The 16,725-nt window shown below is 72.9% G+C and carries 17 protein-coding genes; 14 read left to right on the forward strand and 3 right to left on the reverse strand.

Annotated features, from left to right (window positions below; all coding sequences use genetic code 11):
• The first annotated feature begins 35 nt into the window (after positions 1 to 35).
• From ABZX96_RS34340 to ABZX96_RS34350, 3 genes are all read left to right on the forward strand, one after another.
• Positions 36 to 821: a lysophospholipid acyltransferase family protein gene (locus tag ABZX96_RS34340; protein WP_355552239.1), complete on the forward strand. Its 786-nt coding sequence runs from the start codon at positions 36 to 38 to the stop codon at positions 819 to 821.
• Positions 818 to 1,843: an NAD(P)H-dependent glycerol-3-phosphate dehydrogenase gene (locus ABZX96_RS34345; protein ID WP_355552242.1), complete on the forward strand. Its 1,026-nt coding sequence runs from the start codon at positions 818 to 820 to the stop codon at positions 1,841 to 1,843. The genes ABZX96_RS34340 and ABZX96_RS34345 overlap by 4 nt, the downstream gene beginning before the upstream one ends.
• A 316-nt stretch (positions 1,844 to 2,159) precedes the next feature.
• Complete coding sequence (locus ABZX96_RS34350; RefSeq protein WP_355552245.1) at positions 2,160 to 3,296, forward strand: D-alanine--D-alanine ligase family protein; 1,137 nt, start codon at positions 2,160 to 2,162, stop codon at positions 3,294 to 3,296.
• A gap of 105 nt (positions 3,297 to 3,401) precedes the next feature.
• Here the strand turns inward: ABZX96_RS34350 and ABZX96_RS34355 are convergent, their stop codons facing one another.
• Positions 3,402 to 3,944: a DUF3515 domain-containing protein gene (locus ABZX96_RS34355; protein WP_355552280.1), complete on the reverse strand. Its 543-nt coding sequence runs from the start codon at positions 3,942 to 3,944 to the stop codon at positions 3,402 to 3,404.
• A 23-nt stretch (positions 3,945 to 3,967) separates the two neighbouring features.
• Positions 3,968 to 4,201 (reverse strand): Lrp/AsnC ligand binding domain-containing protein, encoded by a 234-nt coding sequence (locus tag ABZX96_RS34360; RefSeq protein WP_355552248.1) that lies wholly within the window; start codon positions 4,199 to 4,201, stop codon positions 3,968 to 3,970.
• A gap of 182 nt (positions 4,202 to 4,383) precedes the next feature.
• Here ABZX96_RS34360 and ABZX96_RS34365 point away from each other — a divergent pair, with 182 nt between their 5' ends.
• On the forward strand, positions 4,384 to 5,352 hold the full coding sequence (locus ABZX96_RS34365) for a thiamine-phosphate kinase (RefSeq protein WP_355552250.1): 969 nt from the start codon (positions 4,384 to 4,386) through the stop codon (positions 5,350 to 5,352).
• An 80-nt stretch (positions 5,353 to 5,432) separates the two neighbouring features.
• On the forward strand, positions 5,433 to 6,221 hold the full coding sequence (thiD, locus tag ABZX96_RS34370) for a bifunctional hydroxymethylpyrimidine kinase/phosphomethylpyrimidine kinase (protein WP_355552252.1): 789 nt from the start codon (positions 5,433 to 5,435) through the stop codon (positions 6,219 to 6,221).
• A 211-nt stretch (positions 6,222 to 6,432) separates the two neighbouring features.
• Here the strand turns inward: thiD and rpmB are convergent, their stop codons facing one another.
• Positions 6,433 to 6,618 carry a 50S ribosomal protein L28 gene (rpmB, locus tag ABZX96_RS34375; protein ID WP_150247255.1) on the reverse strand — a complete coding sequence of 62 codons (186 nt, stop codon included), beginning with the start codon at positions 6,616 to 6,618 and terminating at the stop codon, positions 6,433 to 6,435.
• Between the two features lie 358 nt (positions 6,619 to 6,976).
• On the opposite strand from rpmB, the gene ABZX96_RS34380 reads away from it, so the two are divergent.
• The 9 genes from ABZX96_RS34380 to rnc all read left to right on the forward strand — a co-directional run bounded on the left by ABZX96_RS34380 (position 6,977) and on the right by rnc (position 16,681).
• Positions 6,977 to 8,812 carry a DAK2 domain-containing protein gene (locus tag ABZX96_RS34380; RefSeq protein ID WP_355552256.1) on the forward strand — a complete coding sequence of 612 codons (1,836 nt, stop codon included), beginning with the start codon at positions 6,977 to 6,979 and terminating at the stop codon, positions 8,810 to 8,812.
• Positions 8,813 to 9,108: 296 nt separating this feature from the next.
• Complete coding sequence (gene recG, locus ABZX96_RS34385) at positions 9,109 to 11,364, forward strand: ATP-dependent DNA helicase RecG (RefSeq protein WP_355552259.1); 2,256 nt, start codon at positions 9,109 to 9,111, stop codon at positions 11,362 to 11,364.
• Positions 11,365 to 11,644: 280 nt separating this feature from the next.
• Positions 11,645 to 12,163, forward strand: a complete 519-nt coding sequence (locus ABZX96_RS34390; RefSeq protein ID WP_355552262.1) for a hypothetical protein — start codon at positions 11,645 to 11,647, stop codon at positions 12,161 to 12,163.
• A gap of 105 nt (positions 12,164 to 12,268) precedes the next feature.
• Entirely contained in the window at positions 12,269 to 12,868 is a 600-nt protein-coding gene (gene rsmD / locus ABZX96_RS34395; protein ID WP_355552265.1) for a 16S rRNA (guanine(966)-N(2))-methyltransferase RsmD, read from the forward strand.
• 26 nt (positions 12,869 to 12,894) lie between these two features.
• On the forward strand, positions 12,895 to 13,374 hold the full coding sequence (gene coaD / locus ABZX96_RS34400; protein ID WP_355552283.1) for a pantetheine-phosphate adenylyltransferase: 480 nt from the start codon (positions 12,895 to 12,897) through the stop codon (positions 13,372 to 13,374).
• Between the two features lie 415 nt (positions 13,375 to 13,789).
• Positions 13,790 to 14,917: a cell division initiation protein gene (locus ABZX96_RS34405; RefSeq protein ID WP_355552268.1), complete on the forward strand. Its 1,128-nt coding sequence runs from the start codon at positions 13,790 to 13,792 to the stop codon at positions 14,915 to 14,917.
• A gap of 129 nt (positions 14,918 to 15,046) precedes the next feature.
• Positions 15,047 to 15,679, forward strand: coding sequence for a DUF177 domain-containing protein (locus ABZX96_RS34410; RefSeq protein WP_355552286.1), 633 nt, complete (start codon positions 15,047 to 15,049; stop codon positions 15,677 to 15,679).
• Positions 15,680 to 15,681: 2 nt separating this feature from the next.
• Positions 15,682 to 15,855 carry a 50S ribosomal protein L32 gene (rpmF, locus tag ABZX96_RS34415; RefSeq protein ID WP_355552271.1) on the forward strand — a complete coding sequence of 58 codons (174 nt, stop codon included), beginning with the start codon at positions 15,682 to 15,684 and terminating at the stop codon, positions 15,853 to 15,855.
• A gap of 19 nt (positions 15,856 to 15,874) precedes the next feature.
• Positions 15,875 to 16,681 carry a ribonuclease III gene (gene rnc, locus ABZX96_RS34420; protein WP_355552274.1) on the forward strand — a complete coding sequence of 269 codons (807 nt, stop codon included), beginning with the start codon at positions 15,875 to 15,877 and terminating at the stop codon, positions 16,679 to 16,681.
• Positions 16,682 to 16,725: the final 44 nt, after the last annotated feature.

Genomic DNA, 16,725 nt, shown 5'->3' on the forward strand with positions numbered 1-16,725 from the left:
AGCAGCTCAGCAGGTCCCATAAGGAGGGTGTCCCAGTGTCCCGCCGCAGAATCGGCTTCTGGTACCGCTTGGCAGCGGTCCTCTGCAAACCGCCGCTCTTGGTTCTGTTCAAGCGGGACTGGCAGGGAATGGAGCACATTCCGGCCGACGGCGGATTCATCACCGCGGTCAACCACAACTCGTATCTCGATCCGCTCTCCTACGCGCACTATCAGTACAACACCGGACGGGTCCCGCGATTCCTGGCCAAGGCGGGACTCTTCAAGGGCGGATTCGTCGGTCTGGTGATGCGCGGTACGGGACAGATCCCCGTGTACCGGGAATCCACCGATGCCGCGGTCGCCTTCCGGGCCGCCGTGGACGCCATCAACAAGGGCGAATGCGTCGCCTTCTATCCGGAAGGCACTCTCACCCGCGACCCGGACATGTGGCCCATGCAGGGGAAGACCGGCGCCGCCCGCGTCGCCCTGCTCACCAAGGCGCCGGTGATCCCTGTGGCACAGTGGGGCGCCAACGAGGCGATGCCGCCGTACGCCAAGGAGAAGAAGCTGCGCCTCTTCCCCCGCAAGACGCTGCGGGTGAAGGCGGGCCCGCCCGTCGACCTGAGTGCCTACTACGGCAAGGAGCCCACGGCCGAGACGCTGCGCGCGGTGACCGAGACCATCATGGCCGCGATCACCGACCTCCTCGCCGAGGTCCGCGGCGAACCGGCGCCGGCCGAGCCGTACGACCACAAGAAGGCCGTCGCCAGGCGCCGCGCCGCGCGGCGGGCCGACCAGGCCCGGGACGCTCGGAAGACACAGGAGGATGAGGGCAAGTGACGCGCTGCGCCGTCTTCGGCACGGGGTCCTGGGGCACCGCCTTCGCCATGGTGCTGGCCGACGCGGGGTGCGAGGTGACCCTCTGGGGCCGCCGCCCGGGCCCGGTCGAGGCCATCAACACCGGCCGCACCAACCCCGACTACCTCCCCGACGTCGAGTTGCCCGCCTCCGTACGGGCCACCACCGACCCGGCGGAGGCGGCGGATGGCGCGGAGTTCACCGTCCTGGCCGTGCCCTCCCAGACGCTGCGCGGCAACCTCGCCGCCTGGGCGCCGCTGCTGCCCGCCGACACGGTCCTGGTCTCCCTGATGAAGGGCGTGGAACTGGGCACCGCCAAGCGCATGAGCGAGGTCATCGAGGAGGTCGTCGGCAAGGCGCCGGACGGCTCGCCCGAGGACGTACGCCGCCGGGTCGCCGTGCTGACCGGGCCGAACCTCGCCAAGGAGATCGCCGCCCGGCAGCCCGCCGCCGCGGTGGTCGCCTGCGCGGACGAGGCGGTGGGCCGGCGGCTGCAGAGCGCCTGCCACACGCCGTACTTCCGCCCGTACACCAACACCGACGTGGTCGGCTGCGAACTGGGCGGCGCGGTGAAGAACGTCATCGCGCTGGCCGTGGGCATCGCCGGCGGGATGGGCCTGGGCGACAACGCCAAGGCGTCCCTGATCACCCGCGGGCTCGCCGAGACCACCCGCCTCGGGCTTGCCATGGGCGCGGACGCGCACACCTTCGCGGGGCTGGCCGGCATGGGCGACCTGGTCGCCACCTGCTCCTCGCCGCTCTCCCGCAACCACACCTTCGGCGCCAACCTCGGACGCGGGATGTCGCTCCAGGAGACCATCGCGGTCACCAAGCAGACCGCCGAGGGCGTCAAGTCGTGCGAGTCGGTGCTGGATCTGGCCCGCCGTCACCAGGTGGACATGCCCATCACCGAGACCGTCGTGGACATCGTGCACGAGGGCAAGCCGCCGCTGGTCGCCCTCAAGGAACTGATGTCGCGCAGCGCCAAGCCGGAACGGCACTGAGGGACGGCGGAGCCGCGTTCCCACACTGAGGAACACACGGAGCCGCGTCCGGCACCGAGGAACACACGGGGCCGCACCCGGCCTCGTCGGAAGAGCGACGCCGGAAGCGCCCGGCCCCATCAGGAGAGCGACGCCGGAAGCCCCCGGCCCCCTCAGGAGAGCACCGCCGGAAGCCCCCGGCCACGACGGAGCGTCACGGGAAGAGCACGCCACACAGGCCCGTTCGACCTCCCGCCCCCCGCCACACGGCCCCGCCGCGCCACGAGGCCGCCGCGGCGTTCGATTCCCAGGGGGCAGCAGGTACGCTCAACCCGATATGAGCAGCGAGACTCCCTCCCACAAGCCCCGTGTCGCCGTCGTGTTCGGTGGCCGCAGCTCCGAGCACGCCGTGTCCGTGGTGACCGCGGGCGCCGTGCTGAGCGCCATCGACCGCGACAAGTACGACGTGCTGCCGATCGGCATCACCACCGACGGCCGCTGGGCGCTGACCTCCGACGACCCCGAGCGGATGACCTTCGCGGACCGGCGGCTGCCCAGCGTGGCCGAACTCGCCGAGTCCACCGAGGGCGCGGTCGTCCTGCCGCAGGACCCCAGCACCCGCGAGGTCGTCTACACCGAGGCGGGCGCGGTCCCCAAGGTGCTCGGCGAGGTGGACGTCGTCTTCCCCGTCCTGCACGGCCCGTACGGCGAGGATGGCACCATCCAGGGCCTGCTGGAACTCTCCGGCGTCCCCTACGTCGGCTCGGGCGTGCTCGCCTCGGCCGTCGGCATGGACAAGGAGTACATGAAGCGGGTCTTCCTCTCCTACGGGCTGCCGGTCGGCCCGTACGAGGTCGTCCGCCCCCGCGAGTGGGAGCAGGACCCCGCCGCCGTCCGCAAGAAGATCGTGGACTTCGCCGGCGAACACGGCTGGCCGCTGTTCGTGAAGCCCGCCCGTGCGGGGTCGTCCATGGGCATCTCCAAGGTCGACGACCTGAGCGGGCTGGACGAGGCCATCGAGGAGGCCCGCCGCCACGACCCGAAGATCCTGATCGAGTCCCTGCTGCGCGGGCGCGAGATCGAGTGCGGCGTGCTGGAGTTCGAGGACGGCCCGCGCGCGAGCGTCCCGGCCGAGATCCCGCCGGTCTCCGACCACGCCTTCTACGACTTCGAGGCCAAGTACATCGACTCGGCCACCGGCATCGTGCCCGCGCCGCTGACCGACGAGGAGACCGCCCGCGTCCAGGAGTTGGCGGTGCGCGCCTTCGACGCGGTCTCCTGCGAGGGGCTCGTTCGGGCGGACTTCTTCCTGCAGGAAGACGGCGAGTTCGTGATCAACGAGATCAACACCATGCCCGGCTTCACGCCCATCTCCATGTACCCGCGCATGTGGCAGGAGAGCGGCGTCAGCTACCCGGAGCTGATCGACCGGCTGGTGCAGGCGGCGCTGCGACGGTCCACGGGCCTGCGCTGACGCGCCGATCCGGACCGCCCGGCCCCTGATTCACGAGGTGGGACGGGCCCGGGACACCCGTCCCGGGCCCGCCGACTGACGGGCCCGGGCCCTGCGGCCGTCGGCTCAGACCCCTTCCGGCACCGTCTTCTTGACCGCGTTCGCGAGGTCGGTGAGGACGTTGACCTCGGGGGCGTACTTCCCCGGCACGCTCACCTCGACGTACGCCTTGCGCAGCACGGTGGTGAAGCGGTAGCCGTCATCCCGCTTCTCGAAGAGCCATTCCACCCCGTCCACCGCAGCCGCGTCGGCCTTGGGGTTGTAATGTTCACTCCCGAACCTCAGCACGTCGGGCTTGGCCACTCCGCAGCGCAGCCGCACCGCGGGATCGCCCCAGGCGGCGGTGAAGTCCGAGTCGGGATCGGCGGTGCGCCGGGCGAGCCCGTCCACCGTCTGCGGCAGTTCCCCGTGCAGCGCCCGGCAGGCGCGGGCGGCCTGTCCTTCGGGCGCGGGCGCCGCCACGGTGACCGAGGACGAGCAGCCCACCGCCGCGAACAGCACGGTGAGCAGCGACAACGTCAGCGGCAGCGATCTGCGGGGCGACTCGCGGGGCGACCTGCGGGACGTCCCGGAGAGCGACCTGTGGGGCGTCCTGTGGGGCGAGATCATCACCCGGCCGAGCATACGGGGAGCTAGATGTGGACCACCGGGCAGGTGAGGGTGCGGGTGATGCCGTCCACTTGCTGGACCCGGGCGACCACCATGCGGCCGAGTTCGTCCACCGTGTCGGCCTGCGCGCGCACGATGACGTCGTACGGCCCGGTCACGTCCTCGGCCAGCAGGACGCCGGGAATCTTGGCGATCACTTCCGCCACCGCGGATGCCTTGCCGACCTCGGTCTGGATCAGGATGTACGCCTGTACCACGGGACCTCCAGGGCGGCTACGAGGATCATGTGGGAAGAAGGGACGCCACGGTACCGCGTCACGAAGCGGAGCGGGGAGACCCGCGCGGTGATCGCGGCCAGTGCGGCGCCGTCGTCAGCGGAGCACGGGCCGTCCGTCTACGTCGAGTACGGATCGTCCGTACGCATCGGAAGGGCAACAGCATGAAGGGCACCGTGGGCGAGCTGGGCGAGTTCGGGCTGATCAAGGAGCTCACCGCCCGCCTCACCGCCACCCCCGCCGTACGCATCGGGCCGGGCGACGACGCGGCGGTGGTCACCGCGCCCGATCGCCGGGTCGTGGCCAGTACGGACGTCCTCCTGGAGGGGCGGCACTTCCGCCGCGACTGGTCCACCGCCTACGACGTGGGCCGCAAGGCCGCGGCGCAGAACCTCGCCGACATCGCCGCCATGGGCGCCGTGCCCACCGCCATCCTGCTCGGCCTGGTGGTGCCCGCCGAACTCCCCGCCACCTGGGCGACGGAGCTGATGGACGGGCTGCGCGACGAGTGCCAGGTGGCCGGCGCGGCGGTGGTCGGCGGCGACGTCGTCCGCGGCGAGCTGATCACCGTCTCCATCACGGCGCTCGGCGACCTGCGCAACCAGGAACCCGTCACCCGCTCCGGCGCCCAGCCCGGCGACGTGGTCGCCGTCACCGGCTGGCTGGGCTGGTCGGCCGCCGGGTACGCGGTCCTCACCCGCGGCTTCCGCTCCCCGCGCGCCTTCGTGGAGGCGCACCGCCGCCCCGAACCGCCGTACCACGCGGGCCCGGCGGCGGCGGCCCTGGGCGCCACCGCCATGACGGACGTCAGCGACGGCCTGGTGGCGGACCTCGGGCACATCGCCGAGGCCAGCAAGGTGCGCATCGACATCCGCTCCGGGCAGGTCGACATCCCCTCCCAAATGGCGGACATCGGCACCGCGGTCGGCGTGGACCCGATGCAGTGGGTGCTCAACGGCGGCGAGGACCACGCCATCGTCGCCACCTTCCCGCCGGACGTGAAGCTGCCCGCCCGCTGGAAGGTGATCGGCGAGGTGCTGAACCCGTCGGCCCTGCCGCAGGTGACGGTGGACGGCGCGCCGTGGGTCAAGGCGGGCTGGGACCACTTCGGGGAGAACGACGAAGGGGAGTAGGACGGGGACCTCGGTACGGGGCCCTACAAGGGCCCCTGCCTCCATCGGACGTCTTCCGGGCGCCGAGTAGATTCGGCGCCATGCAGATACCTCCACGCGTCCTGACCGTCGCCGGGTCCGACTCCGGCGGCGGCGCGGGCATCCAGGCCGACCTGAAGACGATGCTGGCGCTCGGCACCCACGGCATGAGCGTGCTGACCGCCGTCACCGCGCAGAACTCGCTCGGCGTCCAGGGCGCGTGGGAGCTGCCCGTGGAGGCGGTGCGGGCCCAGTTCCGCAGCGTCGTGGACGACATCGGCGTGCAGGCCGTGAAGACCGGGATGCTCTCCTCGCCCGAACTCGTCGAGACGGTCGCCGGGCTGCTGGCCGAGCTGTCCGCGCCGGTCGTCATCGACCCGGTCGGCGTCTCCAAGCACGGTGACGCCCTGCTGGCCGCCTCCGCGCTGGACGCGGTGCGCACGAAGCTGCTGCCGACGGCGACGGTCGCCACCCCGAACCTGGACGAGGTCGAACAGCTCACGGGCGTACGGGTGCGGGAGGAGGGCGACATGCGGCGGGCCGCCGCGGCGGTGCTCGCCTTCGGGCCGCGCTGGGCCCTGATCAAGGGCGGCCACCTGGCCGGCGACGCCGTGGACCTCCTGACGGACGGCACCGAGGAGCACTGGCTGCGCGCCGTACGGCACGACAACCGGCACACCCACGGCACGGGCTGCACGCTCGCCAGCGCCGTCGCGTCCCGGCTGGCGCACGGGGACACGGTGCCGGAGGCGGTCGCGGCGGCCAAGGAGTACGTCACCGGCGCCATCGCGGCCGGGTTCCGCCTGGGGGCGGGCATCGGGCCGGTGGATCACGGGTGGCGGCTGCGCTGACGGGGGAGAGGGCCGCGTCCGGAAGATGCCGGGGGCCGGAGGGTCCCGGGCGCGGCGCTCATGGCTCACGTGCCCGGGATCCAGCTCTCGCGTGCAGAGGCTCAGCACTCGTGTGCCCGGGGCTCAGCTTTCGGGCAAAGCGAAAGGCCGGTTCATCGTGATGATGAACCGGCCTTACGGCAACCAGCCAGGCTGCGCTCCGACTGGGGCGTCAGCGCGAGACCTTGCCGGCCTTGATGCACGAGGTGCAGACATTGAGCCGCTTCGGCGTGCGCCCGACCACTGCACGCACCGTCTGAATGTTGGGGTTCCAACGACGGTTGGTGCGGCGGTGCGAGTGCGAGACACTCTTGCCGAAGCCCGGCCCCTTGCCGCAGACGTCGCAGTTGGCAGCCACGGGTCACTCCAAAGACTTCAGATGCACTTACGGTAAAACCCGACGAGCCGAGTGCATTGACCGACCGGCTTCGCCAGGGAGAGGAATGGCCCGATTCGCATCGGGCAACCGGAGCAGCATACAACGACCGCTCCCGCAGAACGAAACTACCATGAGCCCTCCGGCCCCCGCCCGGCCCCGTTGTTCCGTCCGGGACTACCCTGCCGTGCATCCCGTGTAAGGGCCACCGGTCTGGGTCCCTCCGGGGTCCGCCGGCCGGGTGACGGGTTCGCCCGGCCCCCATCAGGAGCGTTCCGGGCCTCACCAGGGGTTTTTCCGCCGGGGGTCCGCCCGAGTTCCCGTCCATAGGAGGACGACCGTGCCGTACCCGCTCGACGCCGCCGCGGTACGCACCTGGTGCGGGCTGGCCCTGGACGCGCTCGGCCGGGAGCGGGAACGCATCGACGCGATCAACGTCTACCCGGTGGCCGACGGCGACACCGGCACCAACCTCTACCTGACCGTCGAGTCCGCCACCCGCGCCGTGGAGGCCGCCTTCGAGGGCCACGCCGCCTCCGGCACCCTGCCCTCCCCGGCCGACGCCATGGGGGCGATGGCCCACGGCGCCCTCATCGGGGCGCGCGGCAACTCCGGGACGATCCTCGCCCAGCACCTGCGCGGCATGACGGAGGTGCTGGCGGGGGGCGGCGCCGGGAGGCCGGCCGTGAAGTCCGAGGCCGGCGCCCAAGGGGGCGAGGCTGGTGCCCAGGGGGCCGAGGCGCTGAAACGGGCGCTGCGGCGGGCCGCCGAGTCGACGTACGAGGCCGTGGCCCACCCCGTGGAGGGCACCGTCCTGACCGTGGCCACCGCCGCCGCCGAGACGGCGCGGCACGCCGCCGGGGACATCGCGGCGGTCGCCCGCGCCGCGCACCAAGGGGCGCGGGCCGCCCTCCTGGCGACCCCGGAACAGCTCGCCGTCCTCGGGCGGGCCGGGGTCGTGGACGCGGGCGGCTGCGGGCTGGTCGCCGTCCTGGGCGCGCTCGCCGACGCGCTGAGCGGGGAGGTCTCGGCCCCGCCGGCGCTCCCCGTACGGGCCGTGCCACCGGCGGACGGGCCCATGGGCGCGCCGAGCCCGGAGCAGGGGGACTGCCCGCCGGAGCAGGGCGGCTGCCCACCAAGGAAGGGCGACTGCCCACCCATACAGGCCGACGACCGCGCACCGGCGCCCGGCTGCCCCGACGAGCACCCGGCGGACGGCGACGAGCACCCGGTGGACGGCGCCGGGCACGGCCCCGCCTTTGAGGTGATCTACCTCCTGGAGGCCGACGACGCCGCCGTGGCGCGGCTGCGCGCCCGCCTGGACGGACTCGGCGACTCCCTGGTGGTGGTCGGCGGGGACGGCCTGTGGAACGTCCACGTGCACGTCGACGACGCCGGTGCCGCCGTGGAGGCGGGGATCGAGGCGGGCCGCCCGTACCGCATCCGCATCACGCACTTCGGTGGGGCGGAGCTCGCCGCCCGTACGGCACGCACCGCCCCCACACAGGCCCCGGCCGCGCGGGCCGTCGTCGCCGTGGTGCCGGGCGACGGGCTCGCCGGGCTGTGCGCCGAGGCCGGGGCCACGGTGGTGTCCGCGCGCCCCGGGGAACCGCCCGCCAGCGGCGAGCTGCTCCAGGCGATCCGCCAGGCCCACGCCCGCGAGGTCATGCTGCTGCCCAACGACCCGGAGCTGCGGCACACCGCCGCCGCGGCGGCCGAGCAGGCCCGCGCCGAGGGCGTGCGGGTCGCGCTCATCCCCACCCGGGCGGCCGTCCAGGGCATCGCCGCGCTGGCCGTGCACGAACCGGGCCGCAGCTTCGACGAGGACGCCGTCGCCATGACCTCCGCCGCGGGCGCCACCCGGTACGCGGAACTGGCCGTCGCCGAGCGGCAGTCCTGGACGATGGCCGGCGTCTGCCAGGCCGGGGACGTGCTGGGCCTGATCGACGGTGACGTGGCGGTGATCGGTTCCGACCTGGCCGGGACGGCGCGCACGGTGCTGGACCGGATGCTGTCCGCGGGCGGCGAGATGGTGACCTTCGTCCTGGGCGCGGACGCCCCCGACTCCCTGGCGGAGATCTTGGAGAAGCACGTCCGGGAGCGGCACCTCGCGGTGGACACCGTCGTCTACGAGGGCGGGCAGCGGTCCGCGCCGCTGTTCATCGGGGTGGAGTAGGCGGGGGCGCGGTCCGGACCGGGCGGAGTGCGTGACGCCGGGGCGGCGTGCGTGACGCCGGGGCGGCGTGCGCGGCACCGAGGCGGGCCGGGCCCGAGCAGACGGCGCCCGAGCGGAGCAGATCAGAGCGGACCGGACCGGATCGGAGCGGATCGGAGCGGATCGGAGCGGATCGGAGTGGAGCGGAGTGGAGCGGATCGATGTCCCTGACGAGCCCCCGACGCCTCCCCCGACATCCCTGATTTCTCCCCGGTACGAGGCGGGACCGGCCGCGATTGTCGGTGGCGTGGTGTGCAATGGACGACGTGTCCGCGCTCGATGAACCCCTGAAGAAGATCCTCGGTGGCACCACCGCGAAGGTGATGGCCGAGCACCTCGGCCTGCACACGGTCGGCGACCTGCTGCACCACTACCCGCGCCGCTACGCCGAGCGCGGCGAGCTGACCCGGCTGTCCGACCTGCCGCTGGACGAGCACGTCACGGTCGTCGCCCGGGTCGCGGACGCCCGCGTGCTGCGGTTCAACAACGGCCGGGGCCAGCGGCTGGAGGTGACGCTCACGGACGGCAGCGGGCGCCTCCAGCTCGTTTTCTTCGGCAAGGGCATCCACAAGCCGCACAAGGACCTGGTCCCGGGCCGCCGCGCGATGTTCGCGGGCAAGGTGTCCGTCTTCAACCGCAAGCTCCAGCTCGCCCACCCCGAGTACGAGCTGCTCGACAAGGACGCGTCCGACGACACCGACGCCGTGGACGCCTTCGCCGGCCGGCTGATGCCCATCTATCCGGCCTGCCAGCAGATGGCCTCCTGGAAGATCGCCAAGGCGGTGGACGCCGTCCTGCCCAGCGCGCAAGAGGCCCTGGACCCGCTGCCGCCCTCCCTGCGCGAGGGCCGCGATCTGCTCCCGCTCCCCGAGGCCCTGACGCGCGTCCACCGCCCGCGCAACAAGGCCGAGGTCGCCGCCGCCCGGGCGCGGCTGAAGTGGGACGAGGCGTTCGTCCTCCAGGTGGCGCTGGCCCGCCGCCGCCTCGCCGACACCCAACTCGCCGCCGTTCCCCGCCCGTTGGTGAAGGGCGGGCTGCTCGACGCCTTCGACGCCAAGCTGCCCTTCACCCTCACCGAGGGGCAGCGCAAGGTCAGCCAGGAGATCTTCGACGACCTGGCCACCGACCACCCCATGCACCGCCTCCTTCAGGGCGAGGTGGGTTCCGGCAAGACGATGGTGGCGCTGCGCGCGATGCTCGGCGTCGTGGACGCCGGGGGACAGGCGGCGATGCTGGCGCCGACCGAGGTCCTGGCCCAGCAGCACCACCGCTCCATCACGGAGATGATGGGCGAGCTCGCCGAGGGCGGGATGCTCGGCGGGTCCGAGCACGGCACCAAAGTGGTGCTGCTGACGGGCTCCATGGGCGCCGCCGCGCGCCGCCAGGCGCTGCTCGACCTCGTCACGGGAGAGGCCGGGATCGTCATCGGCACCCACGCGCTGATCGAGGACAAGGTGCGCTTCCACGACCTGGGCCTGGTCGTGGTCGACGAGCAGCACCGCTTCGGCGTCGAGCAGCGCGACGCCCTGCGCGGCAAGGCCGAACAGCCGCCGCACCTCCTGGTCATGACCGCCACGCCGATCCCGCGCACGGTCGCCATGACCGTCTTCGGCGACCTGGAGACCTCCGTGCTGGACCAGCTCCCGGCGGGCCGTTCGCCGATCGCCAGCCACGTCGTGCCCGCCCAGGAGAAGCCGCGCTTCCTGGAGCGCGCCTGGGAGCGGGTGCGGGAGGAGGTGGCCGCCGGCCACCAGGCGTACGTGGTCTGCCCGCGGATCGGCGACGAGGACGAGGCCCCCGCGGGGAGCCGTAAGAAGTCCGGCGGCGCGGCCTCCGCGCCCGAGGAGGTCGGCGCCGGGCAGGACGGCGACGAGGGAGCCGAGGGCGGTGGCGAGAAGCGTCCGCCGCTGGCCGTGCTGGAGGTCGCCCAGCGGCTCGCCGACGGTCCGCTGGCGGGCCTCAAGGTGGCGGTGCTGCACGGCCGGATGCACCCCGACGACAAGGACGAGGTGATGCGCCGGTTCGCGGCCGGCGAGCTCCAGGTGCTGGTGGCGACGACCGTCATCGAGGTCGGCGTGAACGTCCCGAACGCCACCGCCATGGTGATCATGGACGCCGACCGCTTCGGCGTCTCGCAGCTCCACCAGCTCCGGGGCCGGGTCGGCCGCGGCTCGGCGGCGGGCCTGTGCCTGCTGGTCACCGACATGCCGGAGGGCAGCCCGGCACGCGCCCGGCTCGCCGCGGTGGCCGGCACGCTGGACGGCTTCGAGCTGTCCCGCATCGATCTGGAGCAGCGGCGCGAGGGCGATGTCCTCGGGCAGGCGCAGTCCGGCGTCCGCTCCTCGCTGCGGATGCTCGCCGTCATCGAGGACGAGGAGATCATCGCGGCGGCCCGGGAGGAGGCGGTGGCGGTGGTCACGGCCGATCCGGAGCTGGAGCGCTTCCCCGAGCTGCGCACCGCCCTCCAGGCCCTGCTGGACGAGGAACGGGAGCAGTACCTGGACAAGGGCTGAACGGAAACGCGGGCCGGGCCACGGGGCCGCCCGCCATGGGCGCACGGACCGCCGGGCCATGGGTGCACAGGTCCGCCAGGCCAGAGACGCACGGACCGCCCGGCCACGGATGCACAGATCCGCCGGGCCACGGGCCCCGCATGCCACGGACCCGCCGGGTCACCGGCCCACCGCCCGCCGCCCCGGACGCCCCCCGCTGTCAGACCCTCCGAGGACAATCGAAGACAGGGCGAGCCGGTCCGCGGGCGGCCGGCCGTACGCACCCTGGGGGGCTGCTTTCATGGCTTTCAGGCACCTGAACGAACTCCCGCTGGGCGACAAGGTCTTCCGGATCGAGCTCGTCAGCGAGGACGACTCCACCGTCACGCTCACCCTCACCGGCTGGCACGAGGACGCCCCGGAGACCCTCCTCGCCTCCGGAGCCCTGACCCTGCCGCTGACCGAGGTGCCGCCGCTGCGCATCGCGCTCAACCGCGCCCTGCGCGCGCTGGCCCTGGTCGCCGACGTCGCCGAGCCCATCCCCGACCGCGACGTGCTGCGCGAGCTGTTCCCCGGGCACGGCGCCCCCTGGGTGCCCCAGCACGAGGAGGACCTCGTCCGCCGCTTCCACGAGGGCGTCACGATCGCCCGCATCGCCGCCCGCTTCGGCCGCACCCCGGATTCGGTGCGGACGAAACTGCGGGAGCTCGGCCACGACCCGCGCCGCCCGGAGTACTGCCCGCCCGACGGCTGCCTGTCCTGGTCGCGCTACGCCTCGGCCGCGCTGGTGGGCGGCGGGGAGGAGGCCACCGACGGCTGACCCGTTCCGCACGCCATATCGTGGGGGAGTGGGGCCGCGCCCGGTCCCGCCGACCACCGCACCGCGCGACCACGCGGCAGCACACCACGTAAGGACGCCCCTCCCATGACCCGCGTGATCGCCGGCATCGCCGGCGGCCGGCGCCTGGCCGTGCCGCCGGGCAGCGGCACCCGCCCCACCTCCGACCGGGCACGGGAGGGCCTGTTCTCCACCTGGGAGTCCCTGGATGGCCCGCTGACCGGGGCCCGGGTGCTGGACCTGTACGGCGGTTCCGGCGCGGTCGGGCTGGAGGCCCTGTCCCGGGGCGCCGAGCACGTCCTGCTGGTGGAGGCCGACGCCCGCGCGGTCCGCACCATCCGGGAGAACGTCCGCGTGGTCGGACTGCCCGGCGCCGACGTCCGGGCGGGCAAGGCCGCCCAGGTCATCGCCGGCCCGCCTCCGGGCGAGCCGTACGACGTGGTTTTCCTGGACCCTCCGTACGCCGTCACGAACGACGATCTCCGCGAGATCCTCCTCACACTCCGCGATCAAGGGTGGCTCACCGCCGACGCACTCGTCACCGTGGAGAGGAGCACCAGAGGGGGCGCGTTCCCGTGGCCGGACGGATTCACCCCGATCCGGGCCCGTCGTTATGGCGAGGGGACACTTTGGTACGGTCGCGCCGCTTCGACGTGCGATGTCGCATCGTCGGAAAACGTGTCATGACCGGGTCGGAGAGCGAGGAGCCGCAAGTGCGCCGTGCCGTCTGTCCGGGATCGTTCGATCCCATCACCAACGGGCATCTGGACATCATCGCCCGAGCCTCCAAGCTCTACGACGTGGTCCACGTCGCCGTGATGATCAATCAGTCCAAGAAGGGGCTGTTCGCGGTCGAGGAGCGGATCGAGCTGATCCGCCAGGCCACCGCCGAGTACGGCAACGTCGAGGTCGAGTCCTTCCACGGCCTGCTCGTCGACTTCTGCAAGCAGCGGGACATCCCCGCCATCGTCAAGGGCCTGCGCGCGGTCAGCGACTTCGACTACGAGCTCCAGATGGCCCAGATGAACAACGGCCTCTCCGGGGTGGAGACCCTCTTCATCCCCACCAACCCCACGTACAGCTTCCTGTCGTCCAGCCTGGTCAAGGAGGTCGCGGCCTGGGGCGGCGACGTCGCCCACCTGGTCCCGCCCTTCGTGCTGGACGCCCTGACGAAGCGCCTGCGGGAGAAGTAACCCCCGCGGGCGGTCGGGCGGGGCGCGGCAGCCCTGGAAGACGGCCGGGCAGGGCGCGGCAGTCATCGGGCGCGGCCGGGCAGGGCGCCGAAGAAACGATCGCGCACGCGCGCCCGTGCCCCGGCGGCCCTGCTCCGCGCACGCCGCACAGCCCCGGGTCCCCGCCCTGCTTACGCCCCATCTCCACGGACCTCCGCCTCCGTATGGCGCGTCGTCACCATCGGCCCGCCCCCACCGCGTACGCCACTCCGCCCGCCCCCACCGCGCACGCGCCCGTCCGACCCACCCTCAGGAACCGCGCCGCCGCACGCCTTCACACCCTGAACGGTCCTCAGAACCCGCCCGGCGCGGCATCGGTGGCCGTACAGTCGTCACCGTTCTGTCGTACATCCCTCCAGAGAGTGGCGAGCCCAAGGTGGACGTGCACAAGAAGCTCGACGAGATCCTCAAGGTCGTCGGCAGCGCCCGGTCCGTGCCCCTGTCGGCCTCCTGCGTGGTCAACCGCGCCGAACTGCTCGCCCTGCTGGAGGAGCTGCGCACGGAGCTGCCCGGGACCCTGGCCCAGGCGCGGGAGCTGCTCGGCGACCGGGAGCGGGTGGTCCGGGAGGCGCGCGCCGAGGCCGAGCGGATCGTCGAGTCCGCGCGCGCCCACCGCGACTCGCTGACCTCCGACATGGAGGTGGTCCGCCACTCCCAGGACGAGGCCGAGCGCATCCGGGCCGAGGCGCGCCGCGAGGCCGCGGAGATCCGCGCCGAGGCCGACGACTACGTCGACACCAAGCTCGCCAACTTCGAGGTCGTCCTCACCAAGACCATCAACGCGGTGGACCAGGGCCGCGAGAAGCTGCTCGGCCGCGGCCCCGGCCTGGACGAGCACGGCATGGAGGACGCCGACGCCCCCGAGCCCACCACCGACCCGGCGGCCCTCAGGCAGCGGGCCGACGCGTACGTGGAGGCCAAGTTCGGCGCCTTCGAGGCCGTCCTGAACAAGACCCTGGAAGCGGTCGGGCGGGGCCGCCTCAAGCTCCAGGGCGCACGGCCCGCGGACGAGCTCGGCGCGTACCTGGCCGCCGAGGAGGGAGGGGACCCCCGGTCCCCGCACACCGGCGACGAGGAATACCTCGCGGGCCTCGCCGCGCCCCGGCGGCCCCAGGAGCAGCCGGACACCCCGCCGCAGCCGCAAGCGCTGCCCCCCCAGTCCCAGGCGCAGCCCGGCGTGCCGCCCCAGCCGCAGGGCGGCTACCAGGACCCGTACGGCTACCAGCAGCCCGGCTACCCGCCGCAGCAGGACCCGTACGGCTACGCCTGGCAGCAGCCCCAGCACGGCCCGCAACCGACGCAGGACGGGCAGGCCCACCCGGGCTACGCCGACGCCCCGGACGCGGGCTACGCCTCCCCCGAGCAGGGCCACGGGCACCAGGCGGCACCGGCGGACGGGTGGTTCCAGGCGTCCCGGCCGTCGGCGCTCGACGACGCCGGCTCGTCCGACATGAACGTGTTCGAACCGGACCCGTCGCGCCGGTACGGGGAGGGGCGCCAGTAGCGGATTGGGCCCATCGGGGAACGTCCAGTATTCTGGCCCTTCGGTCGCGTGTACGTTCGCGATCTGTGCTGCCCATGTGCCGATCCGGCCACCGGGTGGCGCGTACCACAGCGTAGAAAGCAGGAAGCCATCAACGCCCGCCTCGACCATCGCTCGCCGCTCGTGTTCGACACGCGCGAACTGGGCCGTCGTCCCGGCGCGCTCCAGCGGCTCTCCCGCTCCGTCGAGGCCCCCGCGGACCTCGGCAACGAGGTCATCGGGGTGTCTCAGGGTGCGCCGGTGGAACTCACCCTCCGCCTGGAATCGGTCATGGACGGGGTGCTGGTCACCGGCACCGCCCGTGCGTCCGTCCAGGGGGAGTGCGTAAGGTGTCTGGAGCCGCTGGAGCGTGAGCTCGAAGCGGACTTCCAGGAGCTGTTCGCCTACCCCGACGCCGACGCCCGGACCCGCCCCGCGGAATCCGGCGACGACGCCGAGGACGAGGAGGACACCTTCTTCGTCGAGGACGACCTGTTCGACCTCGAACCCGTGCTGCGTGACGCGGTGGTGCTCGCACTGCCGATGCAGCCGGTGTGCCGGGAAGACTGCCCGGGCCTGTGCTCCGATTGCGGAGAGCGGCTCGCGGACGACCCGGACCACCACCACGACGCCGTCGACATCCGTTGGGCGGCATTGCAGGGACTCGCCGGGACCGCCAAGGACGGCGAGAAGGACAACATGGGCGGCGCCGAAGCGGGCGTCGACGAGAAGCAGGAGAAGTAGCCGTGGCTGTTCCGAAGCGGAAGATGTCGCGCAGCAACACGCGCCACCGCCGGTCGCAGTGGAAGGCTGCGGTCCCCACCCTGGTGGCGTGCGAGCGTTGCCGCGAGCCGAAGCAGCAGCACATCGCGTGCCCCAGCTGTGGCACCTACAACAAGCGCCAGGTCCTCGAGGTCTGAGCGGCTGGTGACAGGCTCCATGTCAGACGCCAATGCGACGCCCCGCAAGCGGGGTGAACCGGCGGACACAGCCTCGTCCCACGCGCTTCTGGAAGGGCGGCTCGGGTACAGCCTCGAGTCCGCCCTTCTGGTGCGTGCGCTGACGCACCGTTCGTACGCGTACGAGAACGGCGGTCTGCCCACCAACGAGCGGCTGGAGTTCCTCGGGGACTCCGTGCTCGGCCTGGTGGTCACGGACACGCTGTACCGCACCCACCCCGACCTGCCGGAAGGCCAGCTGGCCAAACTGCGGGCCGCGGTGGTCAACTCGCGCGCGCTCGCCGAGGTGGGCCGCGGGCTCGACCTCGGTGCCTTCATCCGCCTCGGCCGGGGCGAAGAGGGCACGGGCGGCCGGAACAAGGCGTCCATCCTCGCCGACACCCTGGAAGCGGTGATCGGCGCGGTCTATCTGGACAAGGGTCTGGAGGCGGCGGGCGAACTCGTCCACCGGCTGTTCGACCCGCTCATCGAGAAGTCGGCCGGCCTGGGCGCGGGCCTGGACTGGAAGACCAGCCTCCAGGAACTGACCGCCACCGAAGGTCTCGGCGTGCCGGAGTACCTGGTCACCGAGACCGGTCCGGATCACGAGAAGACGTTCACTGCTGCCGCTCGCGTCGGTGGTGTCTCGTACGGCACCGGCACCGGCCGCAGCAAGAAGGAAGCCGAGCAGCAGGCGGCCGAGTCCGCCTGGCGTGCCATCCGCGCCGCGGCGGACGAGGCGGCGAAGGGCTTGTCCCCCGCCGACCCGGCCGACCCGCCGGCCGGCACGGAACCCGGCACCGGCTGATCACCCTTCCCGCTCCCCGGCCGTCCGCCCCTCTTTTGAGGGCC

This window comes from Streptomyces sp. NPDC003077, from assembly GCF_040611095.1.
Lineage (GTDB): Bacteria > Actinomycetota > Actinomycetes > Streptomycetales > Streptomycetaceae > Streptomyces.